Genomic DNA, 16819 nt, shown 5'->3' on the forward strand with positions numbered 1-16819 from the left:
CAGCAAATGAGCTTATTACAAGATGTTTTAGAATTCAACAAAAAATTTGTAGAAGAAAAGAAGTATGAATTTTACGAAACAAGCAAATTCCCTGATAAAAAAATGGTTATTTTATCGTGTATGGACACAAGATTAGTAGAATTGCTTCCGCACGCTTTAAATCTGCGCAACGGAGACGTGAAAATTGTTAAAAATGCAGGAGCACTTGTTTCACATCCATTTGGAAGTATTATGCGAAGCATTTTAGTAGCTGTGTACGAGCTACAAGCTGATGAGGTATGTGTAATTGGTCACCATGACTGCGGAGCAGGTAAACTTCAGGCGGAACCTTTTTTAGAGAAAGTAAGAGCAAAAGGCATCTCAGATGAAGTGATTAATACCATTGAATATTCTATGGATTTGAAACAATGGTTAACGGGTTTTGATTCAGTAGAAGAGACTGTTCAGCATAGTGTAGAGACAATCCGTAATCATCCTCTATTTTCAAAAGATACTCCTGTACATGGACTAGTTATTGATCCAAATACAGGAAAGCTAGACGTTGTTGTAAATGGGTATGAAGCAATCGAAAACAACTAAAGCTTAGTGTGATTTTTTCTCAGGTACTTCATCGATGCCACCCGGATGGAACGGGTGGCATTTTAAAATGCGTTTTACAGTCAAATAAGATCCCTTTACGGCACCAAAGCGTTTAATGGATTCAACTCCGTACTGGGAGCAAGTAGGGTAAAACCGGCACCTTGCCGGAAGAAAAGGTGAAATTCCTTTTTGATATCCTTTTATAAGTAAAAGCAAAAGCTTTGCAATCATTTATTATCACGTTCTTTCTTTCGTGTTTGCTCATACTATAAGGGATAGAAGGAATAAAAAGCAACTAAAAGAAATAAAGGTTATTAAATGGATGAAATATATCGGAATTGCATGTTATGATAGGTGAAAGAAGAAAAAAGGAGTGGGATTATGCCATCAGTAGAAAGTTTTGAGCTAGATCATAATGCGGTTAAAGCACCTTACGTAAGACACTGCGGTGTTCACAAAGTGGGAAGCGACGGCGTTGTAAATAAATTTGATATTCGTTTTTGCCAGCCAAACAAACAAGCAATGAAGCCGGACGTTATTCATACGCTAGAGCATTTATTAGCTTTTAATATTCGTACTCATGTAGAAAAATACGATCACTTTGATATTATTGATATTTCGCCTATGGGATGTCAAACTGGGTACTACTTAGTAGTGAGCGGCGAGCCAACTGTGCGTGAAATTATTGACTTGTTAGACGATACGTTAAAAGATGCAATTAACATTACTGAAATTCCAGCAGCAAACGAAAAGCAGTGCGGTCAAGCGAAACTTCACGATTTAGAAGGAGCAAAACGCTTGATGAAGTTCTGGCTAGAACAGGACAAAGAAGATTTAGAAAAAGTATTTGGTTAAAAAATAAGCAGTCCGCTGGGCTGCTTATTTTATTTGAAAAAAGTTGAAGAAGTTTCGCTGAGTCTAAAGAAAGGGAAATGTCTCTTTTTATGAAAAAAATGTTTTAATCAACTAAAAAAGGGTACAACTATATTATATAAAGAGTTCACAAAGGAGCGAAAAACATGGCAGCAAATGTAAATGAAATCGTTAATAAACAAGTAGCGAATTTTAGTGTAATGTACATAAAACTTCATAACTTTCACTGGTACGTAAAAGGTGAACAATTCTTCACTCTTCATGAAAAGTTTGAAGAGCTGTATACGGAAACAGCTACAATTATTGATGACCTTGCAGAACGCCTTTTAGCATTAGAAGGAAAACCTGTGGCAACAATGAAAGAATCGTTAGAACTTTCTTCTATTAAAGAAGCGGATGGAAGCGAAACGGCTAAAGACATGGTTGCTTCTTTAGTAAGCGATTTTGATACGCTAACTGCTGAATTAAAAGAAGGAATGGACGCAGCCGGTGAAGCGGGCGATGAAACAACAGGAGACATGCTGTTAGCCATTCATCAAAGCTTAGAAAAGCATACGTGGATGTTAAAATCATTCCTAGGCAAATAATTAAAACCTGCGAGTAATCGCAGGTTTTTTTATGATAAGATGGACGAACACTTTTCTTTCACCGGCATATACTGTAGGGATATGACTGCTGAAAGGGTGAAAAAAGTGGATATGCAGAAGCTTTCTGTCTTGATAATTTCAAGTTTAGGTTCACTGGCTTTTTTTTTATTTGGAGAGTGGGACTATTTACTAATGGCTTTAGTAGCATTAGTGGCAATGGATTACTTGACAGGCACGATTGCAGCTTTTATAAATAAACGTTTATCTAGCAAAGTAGGTTTTAAAGGAATTGCCAAAAAGATTTTTATTTTTGCCATGATTGCTGTAGCAAACTTTATCGATTCTGTATTTTGGGAAAACGGTCATATTATTCGAGATGGAGCTATTTTGTTCTATATTTTAAACGAAATGATTTCAATTACAGAAAACGCAAGAATTGTAGGGGTTCCGATTCCAGAGCCGTTAAAAAAAGCAATAGCGATTTTAAAAGACCGCTTTAAATCTTAGAGTGTATAAAAAAAGAATAAGATACAAATAAGAAAGATAAGTTGGCACTAGAAAGAAGGAGCTGAATATCTTTCATGACAAAAAAATATTATGTATCTCTGAGTTCAGGGGAAATCAATCAGTCAAATACTGCTTCAGATTGGAATTATGCGATTGAAGCAACAGATGAAGAAGTGGAGCAGCTGAGAACCTATTTAGATCAGCGCGCTTCAAGCGATTGGTCAAGCTTTTGGCGATCACATATTCCGTATCTGGAGTATCATCATGATTCTCAAAATGATATGTACGATAAAACAACAGTTGACATATATGCCATGCTTTATCAGCTGGGAGATGATGAAACAAAATCACATATCAAACAGATGAATATTTTATCTTCAGATAGAATGGAATAAGGGGTAAAAAGTAAATAAAAAAAGTACGAGCATACTTTTCTTATCAGGTATGACCGTAATGTATGATAAAATAAGGGAAAAATCAAATGGAGTTTGAGTCGACCATGTACACATTTAAGGATGCATATCATAATCAAGTATTTTTATCATTTGAAAAAAATCCATTCTCGAAAACTCCACGTCATGTTTGGGTCGTATGCAGGTATGAAAATCAATGGTTGCTAACGAATCACTCAAAACGAGGTTTAGAATTTCCCGGAGGAAAACTAGAAGGCAATGAAGTACCAGAAGAAGCAGCGGTTCGAGAAGTATTTGAAGAAACAGGCGGAGAAGTCTCTTCTTTGACTTATATTGGTCAGTACAAAGTAGTAAGTAAAGGAAAGACCATTATTAAAAATATTTATTTTGCTACTATTGGAAATGTAATTAAAAAAGAAGACTATATGGAAACAGATGGTCCCGTGATGATTGATGAACTACCTTCGGGCATTCAACAAGATGATGCATACAGCTTCATCATGAAAGATAATGTTTTACAATATGTAATGAAATATGTAAAGAGAACATTTTTGTAAAAGCATCGTATCAATAAAAATCCCCCCGTTTGTACGGGGGGATTTTTTATGAGCGTCGGATCAATTTCTTTTCTAAATAAGCAACGCCTTGGTACATAATCGTAGCGAAAATGGCAATTAATAATAAGCTGAGAAGAACAAGGGTAAAGTTGAAGACTTGGAAACCATAAATAATCATATATCCAAGCCCTTTCGAAGAAACTAAAAATTCTCCTACGATGACGCCTACCCAAGATAAGCCGACATTTACTTTAAATGTGGAAATAATGGCAGGCATGGAAGCTGGAAGAATTGCTTCTTTAAAACAGCGGGTTTTTGTTGCCCCGAAGCTTTTTAGTAATTTAATATAGTTTGGATCAACTTCTTTAAAGGCTGTGTAAACGACGATGGATGTAATGATAACGGATATGATCGCTCCCATCGTTAAAATTGAGAAAAACCCTGGCCCGATTGCTACAATTAAAATAGGGCCCAGCGCTACTTTAGGCATGGCGTTTAAAATAACGAGGTAAGGATCTAATATATGGGCAAGCCTAGTTGAATACCAAAGGGCCGTTGCAAGTAAAATACCTAGTAATGTGCCTAGAATGAAGCCAAGAACCGTTTCAAATAATGTAAAACCAATATGTTCTGCCAGCGAGCCGTCGGCAAGTTTAATTAAAAATAAATGCCATACTTTAGTAGGGGAACTGAAAATTAAAGGGTCAATCCACTTTAAACGAGAAGCCAGTTCCCAGAAGCTAAAAAAGGCTAAGAAAATGACCAGCTGTACGCTCAGTACTAATCGTTTTTCGCCCCGAACCTTGCGAAGGTAGCTTTCGTGAAGAGTATCTAGGGAACTAGTGGGTTTCAAGTTGATCAAGCTCCTTCCATATGTCCATAAATAAATCGTTATAGACAGGATGCTGTCGTGCTTCAAACGGAGAAAGGGTTCGTAAAATAGAAGGAACCGTGAATGTTTTTGCGATTTTTCCCGGCTTGGCTGAGAATAAAAAGATTCGGCTGCTCATAGCAATGGCTTCGCCGATATCGTGCGTGACCAAAACAGCCGTTTTTTGATAAGTCATCAGCGTTTTGGAGACAAGTTCTTCAAGCTTGAGTTTTGTTTGAAAATCAAGTGCTGAAAAAGGTTCATCCAAGAGTAAAATAGCGGGGTCAATGGCAAGTGTTCGGACTAAAGCGACGCGTTGTCTCATGCCTCCGGATAACTGGTGTGGATATAGGTCATCTACGCCTTGTAGACCAATTTCTTTTAGGAGTAACAGTGCTTTACTCTCTGTTTTATCTGTTAGCTGTCCGCGAATTTCAAGACCAAGTAAAATATTTTCTTTAATGGTTTTCCACGGAAACAAATAATCTTGTTGAAGCATATAACCGATGTTTGGGACTGATGTTCCGATATTTTCACCGTCTATTGTGACAGAGCCGAACGTTGGTTCAATCAAGCCTGCAATAATCGATAGAAGCGTCGTTTTTCCACATCCGCTTGGGCCGAGAAAGGAAACAAATTCTCCTTCTTCAATAGACAAATTAATATGTTCAAGTGCAGTGGTAGCAGACTTTGTCGTAAGATACATATGCTGAACATCTTGAATGTGAAGTTTTGTCATATTACTCACTCATTGCATCTTTTGCGAATTTTGTGTTGACGAGCTTGTTGTGATCGATGTGTCTTGGAAGTTCTCCAGATTCATCCATGATCTTTTGTAAATGATCCCACTCTTTTTGATCTAATAAAGGGTTGGTTGCAAAAGATTTTTGGGATTTATAGCGGTCAATCACGGTTTTTAGCGTGTCTTTAGGTGTATCTTCAAAATACGGTGCAACCACTTCAGCAATTTCATCTGAGCTATGTGTATTCACCCATTTTTGTGCTTTGTAAATAGCTCGAGTAAATTTAGCTGCCGCTTCAGGATTATTTTTTAAATAGCTTTCTTTGGCCATAAATGTTGTATAAGGAACTGTTCCTGATTCTTTTCCGAAGGAAGCAACGATATGTCCTTTTCCTTGTTGCTCTAAAATACTAGCCGTTGGCTCAAATAATTGAACGTAATCTCCAGTACCAGAAGCAAAAGCATTCGCAACGTTAGCAAAATCAATGTTTTGAACGAGTTTTACATCTTTTTTAGGATCAATATTATGCTGTTTCAACACATATTCCCCTACCATTTGCGGCATACCGCCTTTACGTTGACCAAGAAACGTTTTGCCTTTAAGCTGATCCCATGAGAAGTGATCGACTTTTTTACGCGCTACTAGAAATGTTCCGTCGGTTTGGGTTAGTTGTGCAAAGTTGATGACGGGATCACTAGACCCCTGTGCATATACGTAGATTGAAGTTTCCGAGCCGACTAAGGCGACGTCGATGCCGTCAGATAAAAGTGACGTCATTGTCTTATCTCCGCCCCACGTTGTTTTTAAATCTACTTTTAGTCCTTCTTCTTCAAAAAAGCCTTTTGAAATAGCAACGTACTGGGGAGCATAAAAGATAGAGCGAGTTACTTCGCCGACACGAACCGTTTGTACAGATGTTGTTTTGCTGCAGCTAATTAGTGGAATGAGTAAAATCATAATAGCAAGCAAAGAAAAAAGCCATTTGATTGGTTTCATAAAGCAAACCTCCTTAAAAGAATAAAATATTTTATGATAATGTATGTAAGAAAGTAGAAGAAGGTGAGTGCCTATATAACTATGTGTAAAATCAAAGAAGTATTAGCCAACAATTGAAAGTACACCTTAGCGGGAGAAAGCAGGCTAGTTATATAAAGAATGGAGGAAAAAAATGAAAGATGGAACAATTCTTCATAAACAGCGTTTCCCATCATCAAACCCTCGTGTGGCGCTGTGGGTGATTACATATGCATGTCAAGGGCTTAAGATTAAAGGAATGCTCGCAGAGCCAAAAGAAAAAGGAATGTATGACGGCTTTTTATACTTAAGAGGAGGTATTAAGAACGTAGGAACGGTTCGTCCTGCTCGACTCATTCAATTTGCTTCTCAAGGTTTTATTGTGATGGCTCCGTTCTATAGGGGAAATCAAGGAGGCGAAGGAAACGAAGATTTTGCAGGAGATGATCGTTACGATGCTTTTGCTGCTTACGATTTACTGAAACAGCTCCCCAACGTCTACCATGACCGCATTCATATTTTTGGGTTTTCAAGAGGGGGAGTGATGGCTTTACTCACAGCCATTGAAAAAAACGACAGCCGCTCTCTTGTGTTATGGGGAGGCGTCACGGATATGGTGCTGACATATGAAGAAAGAGAAGATTTAAGAAGAATGATGAAGCGGGTGATTGGAGGAACTCCTTCTAAATATCCTGAAAGATACGAATGGAGGACACCTTTGCACCGTGCTCATCTCGTCGAGCCGCCGGTCTTGCTTATTCATGGTTTAGAAGATAAAAACGTGTCGATTGATCATTCCTATCAGCTCGAATCTAAACTAAAGAAGTCCAATAAAAAAGTTACCAGCTGGTACTTCGAAAACTTTCCACATGCTTTTCCACCAAAAGAAAACCGAGAAACGGTGAAGAAGTTAACGAAGTGGATGAAAGCGCAATAAAAGATATGCTACGATAGAGAAAACAAGTAGAATAACAGTGAGGAGTGAGAAAAAATGGGGATGCCGCTAGAATTAAATACAATGATTGTGACAAAAGGCAACGAAAAGCGTGTAACGGATAACATTTTTCAAATTGAGAAAAAAGGATATCGCTTGTATCCGTTAGATATTCCATTAAACATTCACAAAACGAAAACTGGAGAATGTATTGGAACTGCTGTTGTGCGTAAGGTAGAAATGGAACAGGAAAAAACCATTGTCACATATGAACTGACAAAATTACATTCGACTAACTAAAAAACCGATCGTCTCTAAGACGATCGGTTTTTTATTAGACCCTAGGTCCTCCTAATGTGGAAATATCAGATGCCACATCATTAAAACGCTTGAAGTTCGCTTTGAATTTAGCAGCAAGCTCAGTTGCTTTTTGATTATAAGCTGTTGCATCGTTCCATGCTTTAGAAGGCTGAAGCACTTCATCAGGAACTCCCGGAACATGAGTTGGAATCGATAAACCAAAAATAGCGTCTGTTACTGTTTCGGTATTAGCTAGTTCTCCTTCAAGGGCTGCTTGAACCATAGCTCGAGTGTAACTTAACTTCATTCGTTCGCCGATGCCGTATTCACCACCGGTCCATCCAGTATTTACAAGGTAGACATTTACATTATGTTCATCGATTTTCTTTCCTAGCATTTCTGCGTAAGTTGTTGGAGCAAGAGGCAAGAAAGGCTCACCAAAGCATGTAGAGAAAGTAGCCTGTGGCGATGTTACGCCGCGCTCTGTTCCAGCTAACTTACTAGTGTATCCGCTCAGAAAATGGTACATCGCTTGTTCTTTTGTAAGCTTGCTGATTGGAGGCAAGACCCCGAAAGCATCGGCAGTTAAAAAGACAATAGCTGTAGGGTGCCCAGCAACGCTTGGCAATACTATATTATCAATAGAGTCAATTGAATAAGCGGCACGAGTATTCTCTGTTAAACTATTATCATTGTAATCTGCTACTTTCGTATTTTGATTTAACACTACATTTTCCAGTACGGCGCCGAAGCGAATTGCATTGAAGATTTGCGGTTCTTTTTCTTCGGAAAGCTGAATGCACTTCGCGTAGCATCCTCCTTCAATATTAAATACACCAGAGCTTGACCAACCGTGCTCGTCATCTCCGATTAAACGACGGTTTGCATCAGCAGAAAGCGTTGTTTTACCCGTTCCAGATAAACCAAAGAATAATGCAACGTCACCTTCTTCTCCTACGTTAGCAGAACAGTGCATGGATAGAATATTGTTTTGAGGAAGCAAGAAGTTCATCACTGAGAAAATAGATTTTTTCATTTCACCAGCGTATTCAGTTCCTCCAATTAGCACAATACGTCGCTCTAACGAAAGAATAATGAAGGTTTCAGAGTTCGTCCCGTCTGTTTCAGGATCAGCTTTGAACGTTGGAGCTGCTACAATTGTAAACGGCTTCACATCATCATTTGTTTTTTGTTCGGCTGAAGGGCGAATGAATAACTGCTGAGCGAATAGGTTGTGCCATGCAAATTCATTAACTACTTGAATTGGTAACTGATACTTTTTATCAGCTCCAGCATATCCATTAAAAACAAAAAGTTCATCCTGCTTCTTTAAGTGGGTTAAGACTTTTTTGTATAGCGCATCGAATCGCTGAGCAGAAATTGGCTGATTGACAGGTCCCCATTCAACCGTTTTTGAAGACACAGCATCGCTTACAATAAATTTATCTAAAGGAGAGCGACCTGTATATTTTCCGGTTTCGACTGACACAGCACCTGTAGAAGTCAGCGTTCCTTCGCGTCGAGCTAGAATTTTTTCAACAAGTTGTGGAACAGATAATTGGTGTTTTGTTGTTTTTAATTGAAGCAAACCATTTAATTCGATAGACATATCAACAGTACTCATGTGCACTACCTTCCTTTTTTAGCTATTATTTATTCATTAATGTTTGAAATTTATAATTAGTATAACACATTTATTTAATTATTCTATACTATTTAACTAAAAATGTTTGTGTATTATAAAAAAATGTACGTTATACCTATTTTAGACACATGTATATGTGCTAGAAGCGAAAAAAGTGAAGCTGTTTTAAATGAAAGCCTTATTTTGATCTGTCTTATTAACTAAACTTAGTGATAATTCTTAATAAGATGTACTATTTCAGAATTTGAGTATGTTACATTAAAACAGATTCAAACATAAAGAGATGATTTCCATTTGAATGTTGTTGACAGTGAAGCGCTTTTTCATGTATTATATGTCCTTGAACGGATACTCTCTTATCCCGAGCTGGTGGAGGGACAGGCCCTATGAAACCCAGCAACCATCGTCATTTTTTTGTGTAGACGATAAGGTGCTAACCTGATGCAAGGGCACAACCTTGATCGATAAGAGTGAAAGGCTTATGTAGAATTTGATACCTTTCCTCGATACAAGGAAAGGTTTTTTTATATTTTTTAACGTGTAATGAAAATAAGGGAATGAGTACCGTATCACAATGTATCGTATTTATAAGGAGGAAAACTGATGTCAACACAACGTCGTCTGTTCACGTCAGAATCTGTTACAGAGGGACATCCCGATAAAATTTGTGACCAAATTTCTGACTCAATTCTTGATGCTATCCTAGCAAAGGATCCAAATGCTCGTGTTGCTTGTGAAACAAGCGTAACAACTGGTTTAGTTTTAGTAAGTGGTGAAATTACAACTTCTACTTACGTGGATATTCCTAAAACAGTTCGTGAAACAATTAAAGGAATTGGCTATACTCGTGCAAAATATGGATTTGATGCTGAAACTTGTGCAGTATTAACATCTATCGACGAGCAGTCAGCTGATATCGCTGCTGGTGTAGACCAAGCGTTAGAAGCACGTGAAGGTCAAATGTCAGATGAAGAAATCGAAGCAATCGGAGCTGGAGACCAAGGGTTAATGTTTGGTTATGCATGTAACGAAACAAAAGAACTAATGCCTCTTCCAATTTCATTAGCTCATAAACTTGCTCGCCGTCTAACAGAAGTACGTAAAGAAGAAATTCTTCCTTACCTTCGCCCGGATGGTAAAACACAAGTAACAGTTGAATATGATGAAAACAACAAACCTGTTCGCATCGATACAATTGTTATTTCCACTCAGCATCACCCAGAAGTAACGTTAGAGCAAATTCAACGTAACTTAAAAGAATATGTTATTAATCCAGTTGTTCCAAACGAGTTAATTGATGAAAATACAAAGTATTTCATTAACCCAACAGGACGCTTCGTAATCGGCGGTCCTCAAGGAGATGCTGGTTTAACTGGTCGTAAAATTATCGTTGATACTTACGGCGGATATGCTCGTCACGGCGGCGGTGCATTCTCTGGTAAGGACGCAACAAAAGTAGACCGTTCAGCAGCTTATGCAGCTCGTTATGTTGCGAAAAACATTGTAGCAGCTGATCTTGCTGATAAATGTGAAGTACAACTAGCATATGCAATTGGTGTTGCACAACCAGTATCTATTTCAATTGATACATTCGGTACAGGAAAAGTTTCTGAAGAAGTACTAGTAGACGTAGTACGCAAAAACTTTGACCTACGTCCAGCAGGCATCATTAAAATGCTTGATTTACGTCGCCCAATTTATAAGCAAACAGCAGCTTACGGCCACTTTGGTCGTACGGATGTGGAGCTTCCTTGGGAGTTCACAGACAAAGCGGAAGCATTAAAAACTCAAGCTTTAGCTAAATAATAAAAAAATCTCCGTGAAAACGGAGATTTTTTTTATGCCCATTGAATACCTGCAGCAGATTTTTCTACGACACCTTCATATTCTGAAAGCAAATGCTGAAAAATGGCGTCCCATGATTGAGTAAGAGCGTATTGTCTCGCTGCATGGCCAAAGTGAAGCCGCTGATGCAAATCATCGAGTAAATCTGTAATAGCCGAACTGAATTCTTCTAAGGAGTGAGGTTTGCAAAGGTAGCCGTTTCGCCCATGCTGAACCATCTGTTTAACTCCTCCTGCCTTTGCTGCCACTACAGGAGTTCCAGAAGCAAGAGACTCCAGTACAACATTTCCGAAGGTTTCTGTTTCTGAAGGAAAAACAAACAAATCAGATGATGAATAGATATGAGCAAGTTGCTTACCTTCAAGAAAGCCTGTAAATGTCATATGCTCAGATGCTTGCTGCTGCATTTGTTCTTTTAAAGGGCCGTCTCCCACAATAACCCAGTGAATTTGATGCCGGATATGATCCGGTAGAGATCGTGCGATTTTTATTAAAAAATCAGCGTTCTTTTCTTTAGCTAATCTTCCTACATACGTTAAAATGTAGGGCTTTTTAATATTATATTTAATGCGAATATCAAAGCGGTCATAGTGGGGATGAAATAATTTATGATTTACTCCTCGCGACCAAATAGCTACGTTGTGAAACCCTTGTTCTTCTAGCTGCTGTTTGGTCACTTCAGAGGGAGCGAATATTTTTTGTACAGGTTTATAAAACCATTTCATATATTTTTGCAGTGGTACACGCATTTTTTCAAGTTCATAGTGAGATAAATAATCATCAAAATTGGTATGATAAGAGCCGACAAGAGGGACACCTAATCTTTTCCCGTAATAGGAGCCGCAAAGCCCCATTGTAAAAGGAGTGGCCAAATGAATAATAGAAGGATTGAATTCCTGCAGCTGCTTTTTAATTTTTAGAACGTTTGGCAATGAAAAGCGGCTGTTTGGATAAAGAAAAAACGGCATGCTGGGCGAACGGTGAACATACGTTGAAAATGACTGATCATGAGCAAATTCAGGAGCAAATACCTGGATGGGAATTTGCTTTGATTTGACGTACTGAGTAAACTGATAAAGTGTTTTAGCAGCTCCGTTAACTTCTGGAGCAAATGTATCCGTAAATAAAGCAATTCTCATTAGTACTCCTCCTATCAATTAAGTTAAAAATATGTTCAGTGAAACAGCACCTGAAAAGATGCCCAGTATCAGGCCTACCATGACATCCGTCGGATAGTGCAGACCGAGATAAATTCTTGAAATTCCTACCGTTACTGCAAGAGGCAAAAGAACAGCAGCGAAGGCTGGATAAACAATCATAAGAGGGGTAACCAACGAAAAAATAGCTGTTGTATGCCCAGATGGAAATGAATGATCTTTTAATGGATTTTCTAATACTTTTGTATGTTTTAATTGAATATAAGGTCGTTTTCTCGGATATAGTTTTTTAGCAATGGTCACAGGAATATGACTAACGGCTAGAGAAAACGCACAAGCGTAAGCGACAGATGAAGGATGCAGAAATAACAGCAAGCACGCTATCACAATGGTAAACGTGGCTCCGCCGGCGTGAGTGAGTAAACGTAAAAATCTATTTAAGTGCTTTCGATCAAAATGTTGGTTTACGCTTTTGAATAATCGGCATTCGGCATCGTATACATACTGAATTAACTTGGCTTTCATAGAGTCGCTCCCTTTTCAATAAATACGTCTTTATTATTCAGTTTAATCTTTAATTGTGGAGGCAGTACTAAAACGATGTAAATTAATATGGAAATTTCTTTACAATTGTGGAGAGAATAGAACATGATTGGAGAGTTTGTGGAGATACTAAAAAAATTCCCTCAGTATGACTTTCTGAGGGAACGTTTCCTTTATAATGAAGAATCAGATTTCTTAATAGACTTATAATACTGCCCTTTTTCTACATATTCTGTACGAATGCGCTGCATATCTTTTAAATCCTCTTCTGTCAGAGTGCGGATCACTTTAGCAGGTCGGCCGAGTGCGAGAGTATTAGGCGGTATTTTTTTACCGGGAGGCACTAAGCTTCCAGCACCGATAAAAGCACCTTCACCAATTTCCGCACCGTCTAAAATAATAGAACCCATGCCAATGAGCGCGCGTTTGCGGATGATGGAGCTATGTAAAATAACTTGATGTCCTACTGTTACATCATCCTCAATAAGCAAAGGAGCATTTGGGCTTTGGTGGAGTGTTGATTGATCTTGTATATTTACTCGTTTACCAATAATCGTAGGTGAAACATCTCCCCTAATAACAGTGTTAAACCAAATGCTGCTTTCTTCACCAATGGTGACATCTCCAGTAATCGTGACATAGTCTGCGATGAAGCAGCTGGGTGCAATGGTAGGCATTTTTTCTTTATACGGATAAATCATCAAATCATCTCCCTTTATTAGTTGAAAAAAAGTAGTAAATCTTCTAATGTAAGTGTACAAAGGTTTTTTAAGCAGGTAAACAAAAAAAAGGAAGAAGGAGTAACTCAAATGCATAAATGGGAAGCAGTAAATCCAAAAGGCGTTATTGTCATGGTCCATGGAGCAGCGGAGCATCACGGACGCTATCGCTGGCTGATTGAGATGTGGCGTTCGGTTGGAATGCACGTAATTATGGGAGACCTTCCTGGCCAAGGCTTAACAACAAGAAGAAGAGGACATATCCTATCCTTTGATGAATATGTGTATGAAGTGGAAGAATGGGTACGTGAAGCGCAAAAATATGATTTGCCTATTTTCCTGTTAGGTCACAGTATGGGAGGGCTGGCGGTTATTCGTACGCTCCAGACAAAAAACCTCCCTATATGGGGTGCGATTCTTTCCTCTCCTTGTCTAGGATTAAAAGAGCAAGTACCGGCTTATTTAGATATGCTATCTAAAGGGTTAAATAAAGTCATGCCGAACAAACTTTTCGATTTAGGTCTCACTGTTGAAAAAGCAACAAGAAACCAAGAAGTTCGAGATGAAGATGAAAATGACTCACTGTATGTTACAAAAGTTTCTGTAAGATGGTACCGGGAATTGATCCAAGCTGTCAACTTAGCTTTTAAAGATATTGATCGTTTGCCTGATGTCCCGCTTCTTGTGATGCAGGCAGGAGAAGATAAAATTATTGAAAAGCTGATTGTTAGGCAGTGGTTTGATGAAATAGAGCTAAGTGAAAAAATCTACAAAGAATGGTCTCAGCTGTATCATGAAATCTTTAATGAGCCTGAAAGAGAATACGTTTTTACATATGCAAAAAGTTTTGTCGATCTTCACATTTAATAAGTGCGGTAAGAAATTGAGGTGAAAATAAATGAAGATTCCGTCTCATCCTATTTCCTTAATGAGAAAAATTTATCGAGAAGTGTTTCCTGTCGTTCATCATGAGCTTAATTATTGGCGCGGACGAGCAAAAGAGATTCCTAATAAAGAATTGCGTACTCAAGCATTGGCAAGTATCGATACAAAAACTTTTCATTGTGAAGGGGGCGGTATCCTATCGATTTTAGCGAAAGAAAATATGATTGAATGCGTGAAATTTATTGTTGCCTACCAAACAATCAGCGATTACTTAGATAACTTATGTGACCGCAGCAATTCGCTTGACCCTAAAGATTTTGCCGCCTTACATGAATCAATGCCAGATGCGTTGAATCCTCATGCACCTCTTGGGGATTACTATCGTTTTCGAACGGATAAAGACGACGGAGGATACTTAGCCGGACTTGTCCAGACTTGTCAGCAGTCCTTGCGAAAAGCTTGTAATTACCATATAGTCTCTTCACATTTATTAGAACTAGCTAATTATTATTGTGATTTGCAAATACATAAGCATGTTGAAATCAAGGAAAGAGTTCCACGATTAGAGAATTGGTTCGATGCTCACCGGCACAGTGTTCCTGAAATGGAGTGGTATGAATTTTCAGCGTGCTCTGGTTCAACGTTAGGCATTTTTTGTTTAGTTGCTTATAGCTTTCAAGAAGAGATGACCGAAGAAATGACGCAGAAAATAAAAGCAGGATATTTTCCTTATATTCAAGGCTTACATATTTTACTCGATTATTTAATTGACCAAGAAGAAGATAAAGCAGGAGGAGATTTGAACTTTTGTTTTTATTATCCTCATTATCAGCAAATGATGGATCGCTTTTTGCATTTTGTCGTAAAAGCGGACGAATATGCTAAAAAACTGCCCGATTATCACTTTCACTGCTTTATCTATAAAGGACTCTTGGGCGTTTATTTGTCGGATCAAAAAGTGCGTGCACAAAAACATGTTCATGTGAATGCACGTAGGTTAATAAAAGCGGGGGGAGCCCTCAGCTACTTTTTCTATATCAACGGACGCTTGTACCGAATGTTAAAAAGATAAGCCATATGCGGCTTATCTTTTTTCAATAGCAATGATGAAGGGAGGGTTGTTTTGCTGATTCATGAAACGATATTGTAAAACGTGAACGTCTTTTTGATCAAGATTTTGGACATATGTTAGTAAATCGTCTCTTTCTTGTTTCCCTTGTTCGTGTCCATGATAAATAACGAGCACAATCACTCCTTCAGGTGCTAGTAAATCAAGTAACTGCTCAATTGCAGAGATTGTTGTTTCAGAAGTGGTGACAATGTCTTTATCTCCACCTGGTAAATAACCTAAATTAAAGACAGCGCCCGTGACTCGTCCTTTAATAGAACGAGGAAGCATGTTTATATTGCTGTGGCTTTCTTGGATAAGTGTTACTCTGTTTTCTACATGGTGTTCGGTCAATCGCTGCTGAGTTGCTTGAATGGCTTGAGGTTGAATATCAAATGCATATACATGACCTGTATCTCCGACTAAGTTAGCTAAGAACAATGTATCATGTCCATTTCCTGCTGTGGCATCAATCGCGACATCTCCTTGGGCCACAGCATTAGTGAGCAATTTGCGGGCAAAAGGCAGGATACGTTCTATTTTCATCTTTCCATCAACTCTTTTTCGTAATATTTTCCTTGATAGCTTTGGCGACGTTGGAGCTCTTGGTCAATGGCATTTAATACGCTCCACTTATTTACGCTCCACATCGGTCCAACCATGAGGTCTATCGGTCCATCGCCTGTAATACGATGAACAATCATCTCAGGAGGGATTACTTCGAGCTGATCGCATACAAGCTTTACGTATTCTTCAAATGAAAGAAATTCAACAAGGCCCTTTTCATACTGTTTGACCATAGGAGTTCCTTTTAGCAAATGAAGCAGATGAATCTTAATTCCTTGAACGTCTAATTTTGCTACTTCACGTACGGTTTCCATCATCATATCAGGTGTTTCTAAAGGCAAACCATTAATGATGTGAGAACAAACGCGAATACCGTGTTTTCGAAGCTTTGCTACCCCATCTACATAGCGTTGATGATCGTGTGCCCGGTTAATAAGCAGTGAAGTTCGTTCATGCACAGTTTGCAGTCCAAGTTCTACCCATAGATAAGTTCGTTCATTTAATTCAGCCAAGTATTCCACCACATCGTCGGGGAGACAGTCAGGGCGCGTGGCGATAGAAAGCCCAACAACTCCGGGAAGCTTTAAGACGGCTTCATATTTTTCACGAAGCTCCTCGACAGGAGCATGAGTATTAGTAAATGCTTGAAAGTAAGCAACGTATTTTCCGTCTTTCCATTTATGATGCATTTTTTCACGGATTTCATTAAATTGTGTCACGAGGTCATCCGCTCTGTTTCCGGCAAAATCCCCTGAGCCGGCAGCACTGCAAAACGTACAGCCGCCGTGAGCTACCGTGCCGTCTCTGTTTGGACAATCAAATCCTCCATCTAAGGCTACTTTAAATACCTTATGGCCAAAGTGGTTACGTAAGTGGTAATTCCAGGTGTGATAACGTTTGTTTTCAGATTTATACGGAAATGGGTTTGTCTGACTCAAATCAGCAACCTCCTTTTTACATGCAATATACATC

The 16819-nt window shown here is 38.6% G+C and carries 21 protein-coding genes and 1 riboswitch; of the genes, 11 read left to right on the forward strand and 10 right to left on the reverse strand.

Going from position 1 to position 16819, the window contains the following annotated elements:
• The first annotated feature begins 6 nt into the window (after positions 1 to 6).
• Positions 7 to 579 (forward strand): beta-class carbonic anhydrase, encoded by a 573-nt coding sequence (locus tag AC2YJL_RS00140; protein WP_230933698.1) that lies wholly within the window; start codon positions 7 to 9, stop codon positions 577 to 579.
• 3 nt (positions 580 to 582) lie between these two features.
• Here AC2YJL_RS00140 and yidD read toward each other — a convergent pair whose 3' ends face one another.
• Positions 583 to 810 (reverse strand): membrane protein insertion efficiency factor YidD, encoded by a 228-nt coding sequence (yidD, locus tag AC2YJL_RS00145; RefSeq protein ID WP_013059548.1) that lies wholly within the window; start codon positions 808 to 810, stop codon positions 583 to 585.
• A 150-nt stretch (positions 811 to 960) separates the two neighbouring features.
• Between yidD and AC2YJL_RS00150 the strand changes: the two genes are divergently transcribed.
• The 5 genes from AC2YJL_RS00150 (at position 961) to ytkD (ending at position 3516) form a co-directional block, all read left to right on the forward strand.
• On the forward strand, positions 961 to 1434 hold the full coding sequence (locus tag AC2YJL_RS00150; RefSeq protein ID WP_013059547.1) for an S-ribosylhomocysteine lyase: 474 nt from the start codon (positions 961 to 963) through the stop codon (positions 1432 to 1434).
• A gap of 164 nt (positions 1435 to 1598) precedes the next feature.
• Complete coding sequence (locus AC2YJL_RS00155; protein WP_013059546.1) at positions 1599 to 2039, forward strand: Dps family protein; 441 nt, start codon at positions 1599 to 1601, stop codon at positions 2037 to 2039.
• Between the two features lie 81 nt (positions 2040 to 2120).
• On the forward strand, positions 2121 to 2546 hold the full coding sequence (locus AC2YJL_RS00160) for a phage holin family protein (protein ID WP_014457957.1): 426 nt from the start codon (positions 2121 to 2123) through the stop codon (positions 2544 to 2546).
• A 74-nt stretch (positions 2547 to 2620) separates the two neighbouring features.
• Complete coding sequence (locus AC2YJL_RS00165; protein WP_025750716.1) at positions 2621 to 2941, forward strand: hypothetical protein; 321 nt, start codon at positions 2621 to 2623, stop codon at positions 2939 to 2941.
• A gap of 104 nt (positions 2942 to 3045) precedes the next feature.
• Complete coding sequence (gene ytkD / locus AC2YJL_RS00170) at positions 3046 to 3516, forward strand: RNA deprotection pyrophosphohydrolase (RefSeq protein ID WP_013059543.1); 471 nt, start codon at positions 3046 to 3048, stop codon at positions 3514 to 3516.
• Positions 3517 to 3562: 46 nt separating this feature from the next.
• On the opposite strand, the gene AC2YJL_RS00175 is transcribed toward ytkD, so the two are convergent.
• Genes AC2YJL_RS00175 through AC2YJL_RS00185 form a run of 3 tightly spaced genes read right to left on the reverse strand, consistent with a single transcriptional unit; the run spans position 3563 to position 6126 of the window.
• The gene (locus AC2YJL_RS00175) at positions 3563 to 4369 is read right to left on the reverse strand and encodes an ABC transporter permease (RefSeq protein WP_230933697.1); all 807 of its coding nucleotides are present in this window, start codon (positions 4367 to 4369) and stop codon (positions 3563 to 3565) included.
• Positions 4356 to 5126, reverse strand: a complete 771-nt coding sequence (locus AC2YJL_RS00180) for an ABC transporter ATP-binding protein (protein ID WP_230933696.1) — start codon at positions 5124 to 5126, stop codon at positions 4356 to 4358. The genes AC2YJL_RS00175 and AC2YJL_RS00180 overlap by 14 nt, the downstream gene beginning before the upstream one ends.
• Before the next feature lies 1 nt (position 5127).
• Positions 5128 to 6126, reverse strand: a complete 999-nt coding sequence (locus AC2YJL_RS00185) for an ABC transporter substrate-binding protein (protein ID WP_028410470.1) — start codon at positions 6124 to 6126, stop codon at positions 5128 to 5130.
• 172 nt (positions 6127 to 6298) lie between these two features.
• On the opposite strand from AC2YJL_RS00185, the gene AC2YJL_RS00190 reads away from it, so the two are divergent.
• On the forward strand, positions 6299 to 7081 hold the full coding sequence (locus AC2YJL_RS00190; protein ID WP_013059539.1) for an alpha/beta hydrolase family protein: 783 nt from the start codon (positions 6299 to 6301) through the stop codon (positions 7079 to 7081).
• 54 nt (positions 7082 to 7135) lie between these two features.
• Positions 7136 to 7378, forward strand: a complete 243-nt coding sequence (locus AC2YJL_RS00195) for a DUF2584 domain-containing protein (RefSeq protein ID WP_013085261.1) — start codon at positions 7136 to 7138, stop codon at positions 7376 to 7378.
• 34 nt (positions 7379 to 7412) lie between these two features.
• Here AC2YJL_RS00195 and pckA read toward each other — a convergent pair whose 3' ends face one another.
• Positions 7413 to 9002: a phosphoenolpyruvate carboxykinase (ATP) gene (gene pckA / locus AC2YJL_RS00200; RefSeq protein ID WP_230933695.1), complete on the reverse strand. Its 1590-nt coding sequence runs from the start codon at positions 9000 to 9002 to the stop codon at positions 7413 to 7415.
• Between the two features lie 374 nt (positions 9003 to 9376).
• A riboswitch (SAM riboswitch) is annotated at positions 9377 to 9494 on the forward strand.
• Positions 9495 to 9626: 132 nt separating this feature from the next.
• Here pckA and metK point away from each other — a divergent pair.
• Positions 9627 to 10829, forward strand: coding sequence for a methionine adenosyltransferase (gene metK, locus AC2YJL_RS00205; RefSeq protein WP_013059536.1), 1203 nt, complete (start codon positions 9627 to 9629; stop codon positions 10827 to 10829).
• A 32-nt stretch (positions 10830 to 10861) separates the two neighbouring features.
• Here the strand turns inward: metK and AC2YJL_RS00210 are convergent, their stop codons facing one another.
• The 3 genes from AC2YJL_RS00210 to AC2YJL_RS00220 all read right to left on the reverse strand — a co-directional run bounded on the left by AC2YJL_RS00210 (position 10862) and on the right by AC2YJL_RS00220 (position 13269).
• Complete coding sequence (locus AC2YJL_RS00210; protein WP_251568905.1) at positions 10862 to 12007, reverse strand: glycosyltransferase family 4 protein; 1146 nt, start codon at positions 12005 to 12007, stop codon at positions 10862 to 10864.
• 18 nt (positions 12008 to 12025) lie between these two features.
• Entirely contained in the window at positions 12026 to 12550 is a 525-nt protein-coding gene (locus AC2YJL_RS00215; protein ID WP_251568904.1) for a phosphatase PAP2 family protein, read from the reverse strand.
• Positions 12551 to 12741: 191 nt separating this feature from the next.
• On the reverse strand, positions 12742 to 13269 hold the full coding sequence (locus AC2YJL_RS00220) for a gamma carbonic anhydrase (protein WP_014457969.1): 528 nt from the start codon (positions 13267 to 13269) through the stop codon (positions 12742 to 12744).
• Positions 13270 to 13377: 108 nt separating this feature from the next.
• Between AC2YJL_RS00220 and AC2YJL_RS00225 the strand changes: the two genes are divergently transcribed.
• A complete protein-coding gene (locus AC2YJL_RS00225; protein WP_013059532.1) occupies positions 13378 to 14154 on the forward strand; it encodes an alpha/beta fold hydrolase in 777 nt (258 codons plus the stop codon).
• 31 nt (positions 14155 to 14185) lie between these two features.
• Positions 14186 to 15244 carry a tetraprenyl-beta-curcumene synthase family protein gene (locus AC2YJL_RS00230; RefSeq protein WP_050688650.1) on the forward strand — a complete coding sequence of 353 codons (1059 nt, stop codon included), beginning with the start codon at positions 14186 to 14188 and terminating at the stop codon, positions 15242 to 15244.
• Positions 15245 to 15256: 12 nt separating this feature from the next.
• On the opposite strand, the gene mnmM is transcribed toward AC2YJL_RS00230, so the two are convergent.
• Positions 15257 to 15826 carry a tRNA 5-(aminomethyl)-2-thiouridylate-methyltransferase MnmM gene (gene mnmM, locus AC2YJL_RS00235; RefSeq protein ID WP_050688649.1) on the reverse strand — a complete coding sequence of 190 codons (570 nt, stop codon included), beginning with the start codon at positions 15824 to 15826 and terminating at the stop codon, positions 15257 to 15259.
• Positions 15823 to 16785 carry a tRNA modification radical SAM protein MnmL/YtqA gene (mnmL, locus tag AC2YJL_RS00240; protein WP_230933693.1) on the reverse strand — a complete coding sequence of 321 codons (963 nt, stop codon included), beginning with the start codon at positions 16783 to 16785 and terminating at the stop codon, positions 15823 to 15825. Before mnmL ends, mnmM begins: the two co-directional genes overlap by 4 nt.
• Between the last annotated feature and the right edge of the window lie 34 nt (positions 16786 to 16819).

Source organism: Priestia sp. SRI_019 (genome assembly GCF_057586255.1).

What these genes read in the sequence shown, in the direction of transcription:
- AC2YJL_RS00140 (WP_230933698.1), top strand. Translation starts at nt 7, where the DNA reads ATGAGCTTATTACAAGATGTTTTAGAATTCAACAAAAAATTTGTAGAA.
- AC2YJL_RS00230 (WP_050688650.1), top strand. Translation starts at nt 14,186, where the DNA reads ATGAAGATTCCGTCTCATCCTATTTCCTTAATGAGAAAAATTTATCGA.
- AC2YJL_RS00195 (WP_013085261.1), top strand. Translation starts at nt 7,136, where the DNA reads ATGGGGATGCCGCTAGAATTAAATACAATGATTGTGACAAAAGGCAAC.
- AC2YJL_RS00190 (WP_013059539.1), top strand. Translation starts at nt 6,299, where the DNA reads ATGAAAGATGGAACAATTCTTCATAAACAGCGTTTCCCATCATCAAAC.
- AC2YJL_RS00150 (WP_013059547.1), top strand. Translation starts at nt 961, where the DNA reads ATGCCATCAGTAGAAAGTTTTGAGCTAGATCATAATGCGGTTAAAGCA.
- AC2YJL_RS00225 (WP_013059532.1), top strand. Translation starts at nt 13,378, where the DNA reads ATGCATAAATGGGAAGCAGTAAATCCAAAAGGCGTTATTGTCATGGTC.
- mnmM (WP_050688649.1), bottom strand. Translation starts at nt 15,826, where the DNA reads ATGAAAATAGAACGTATCCTGCCTTTTGCCCGCAAATTGCTCACTAAT.
- AC2YJL_RS00220 (WP_014457969.1), bottom strand. Translation starts at nt 13,269, where the DNA reads ATGATTTATCCGTATAAAGAAAAAATGCCTACCATTGCACCCAGCTGC.
- AC2YJL_RS00155 (WP_013059546.1), top strand. Translation starts at nt 1,599, where the DNA reads ATGGCAGCAAATGTAAATGAAATCGTTAATAAACAAGTAGCGAATTTT.
- AC2YJL_RS00215 (WP_251568904.1), bottom strand. Translation starts at nt 12,550, where the DNA reads ATGAAAGCCAAGTTAATTCAGTATGTATACGATGCCGAATGCCGATTA.
- AC2YJL_RS00180 (WP_230933696.1), bottom strand. Translation starts at nt 5,126, where the DNA reads ATGACAAAACTTCACATTCAAGATGTTCAGCATATGTATCTTACGACA.
- metK (WP_013059536.1), top strand. Translation starts at nt 9,627, where the DNA reads ATGTCAACACAACGTCGTCTGTTCACGTCAGAATCTGTTACAGAGGGA.
- AC2YJL_RS00185 (WP_028410470.1), bottom strand. Translation starts at nt 6,126, where the DNA reads ATGAAACCAATCAAATGGCTTTTTTCTTTGCTTGCTATTATGATTTTA.
- ytkD (WP_013059543.1), top strand. Translation starts at nt 3,046, where the DNA reads ATGTACACATTTAAGGATGCATATCATAATCAAGTATTTTTATCATTT.
- AC2YJL_RS00210 (WP_251568905.1), bottom strand. Translation starts at nt 12,007, where the DNA reads ATGAGAATTGCTTTATTTACGGATACATTTGCTCCAGAAGTTAACGGA.
- AC2YJL_RS00160 (WP_014457957.1), top strand. Translation starts at nt 2,121, where the DNA reads ATGACTGCTGAAAGGGTGAAAAAAGTGGATATGCAGAAGCTTTCTGTC.
- pckA (WP_230933695.1), bottom strand. Translation starts at nt 9,002, where the DNA reads ATGAGTACTGTTGATATGTCTATCGAATTAAATGGTTTGCTTCAATTA.
- yidD (WP_013059548.1), bottom strand. Translation starts at nt 810, where the DNA reads ATGATTGCAAAGCTTTTGCTTTTACTTATAAAAGGATATCAAAAAGGA.
- AC2YJL_RS00165 (WP_025750716.1), top strand. Translation starts at nt 2,621, where the DNA reads ATGACAAAAAAATATTATGTATCTCTGAGTTCAGGGGAAATCAATCAG.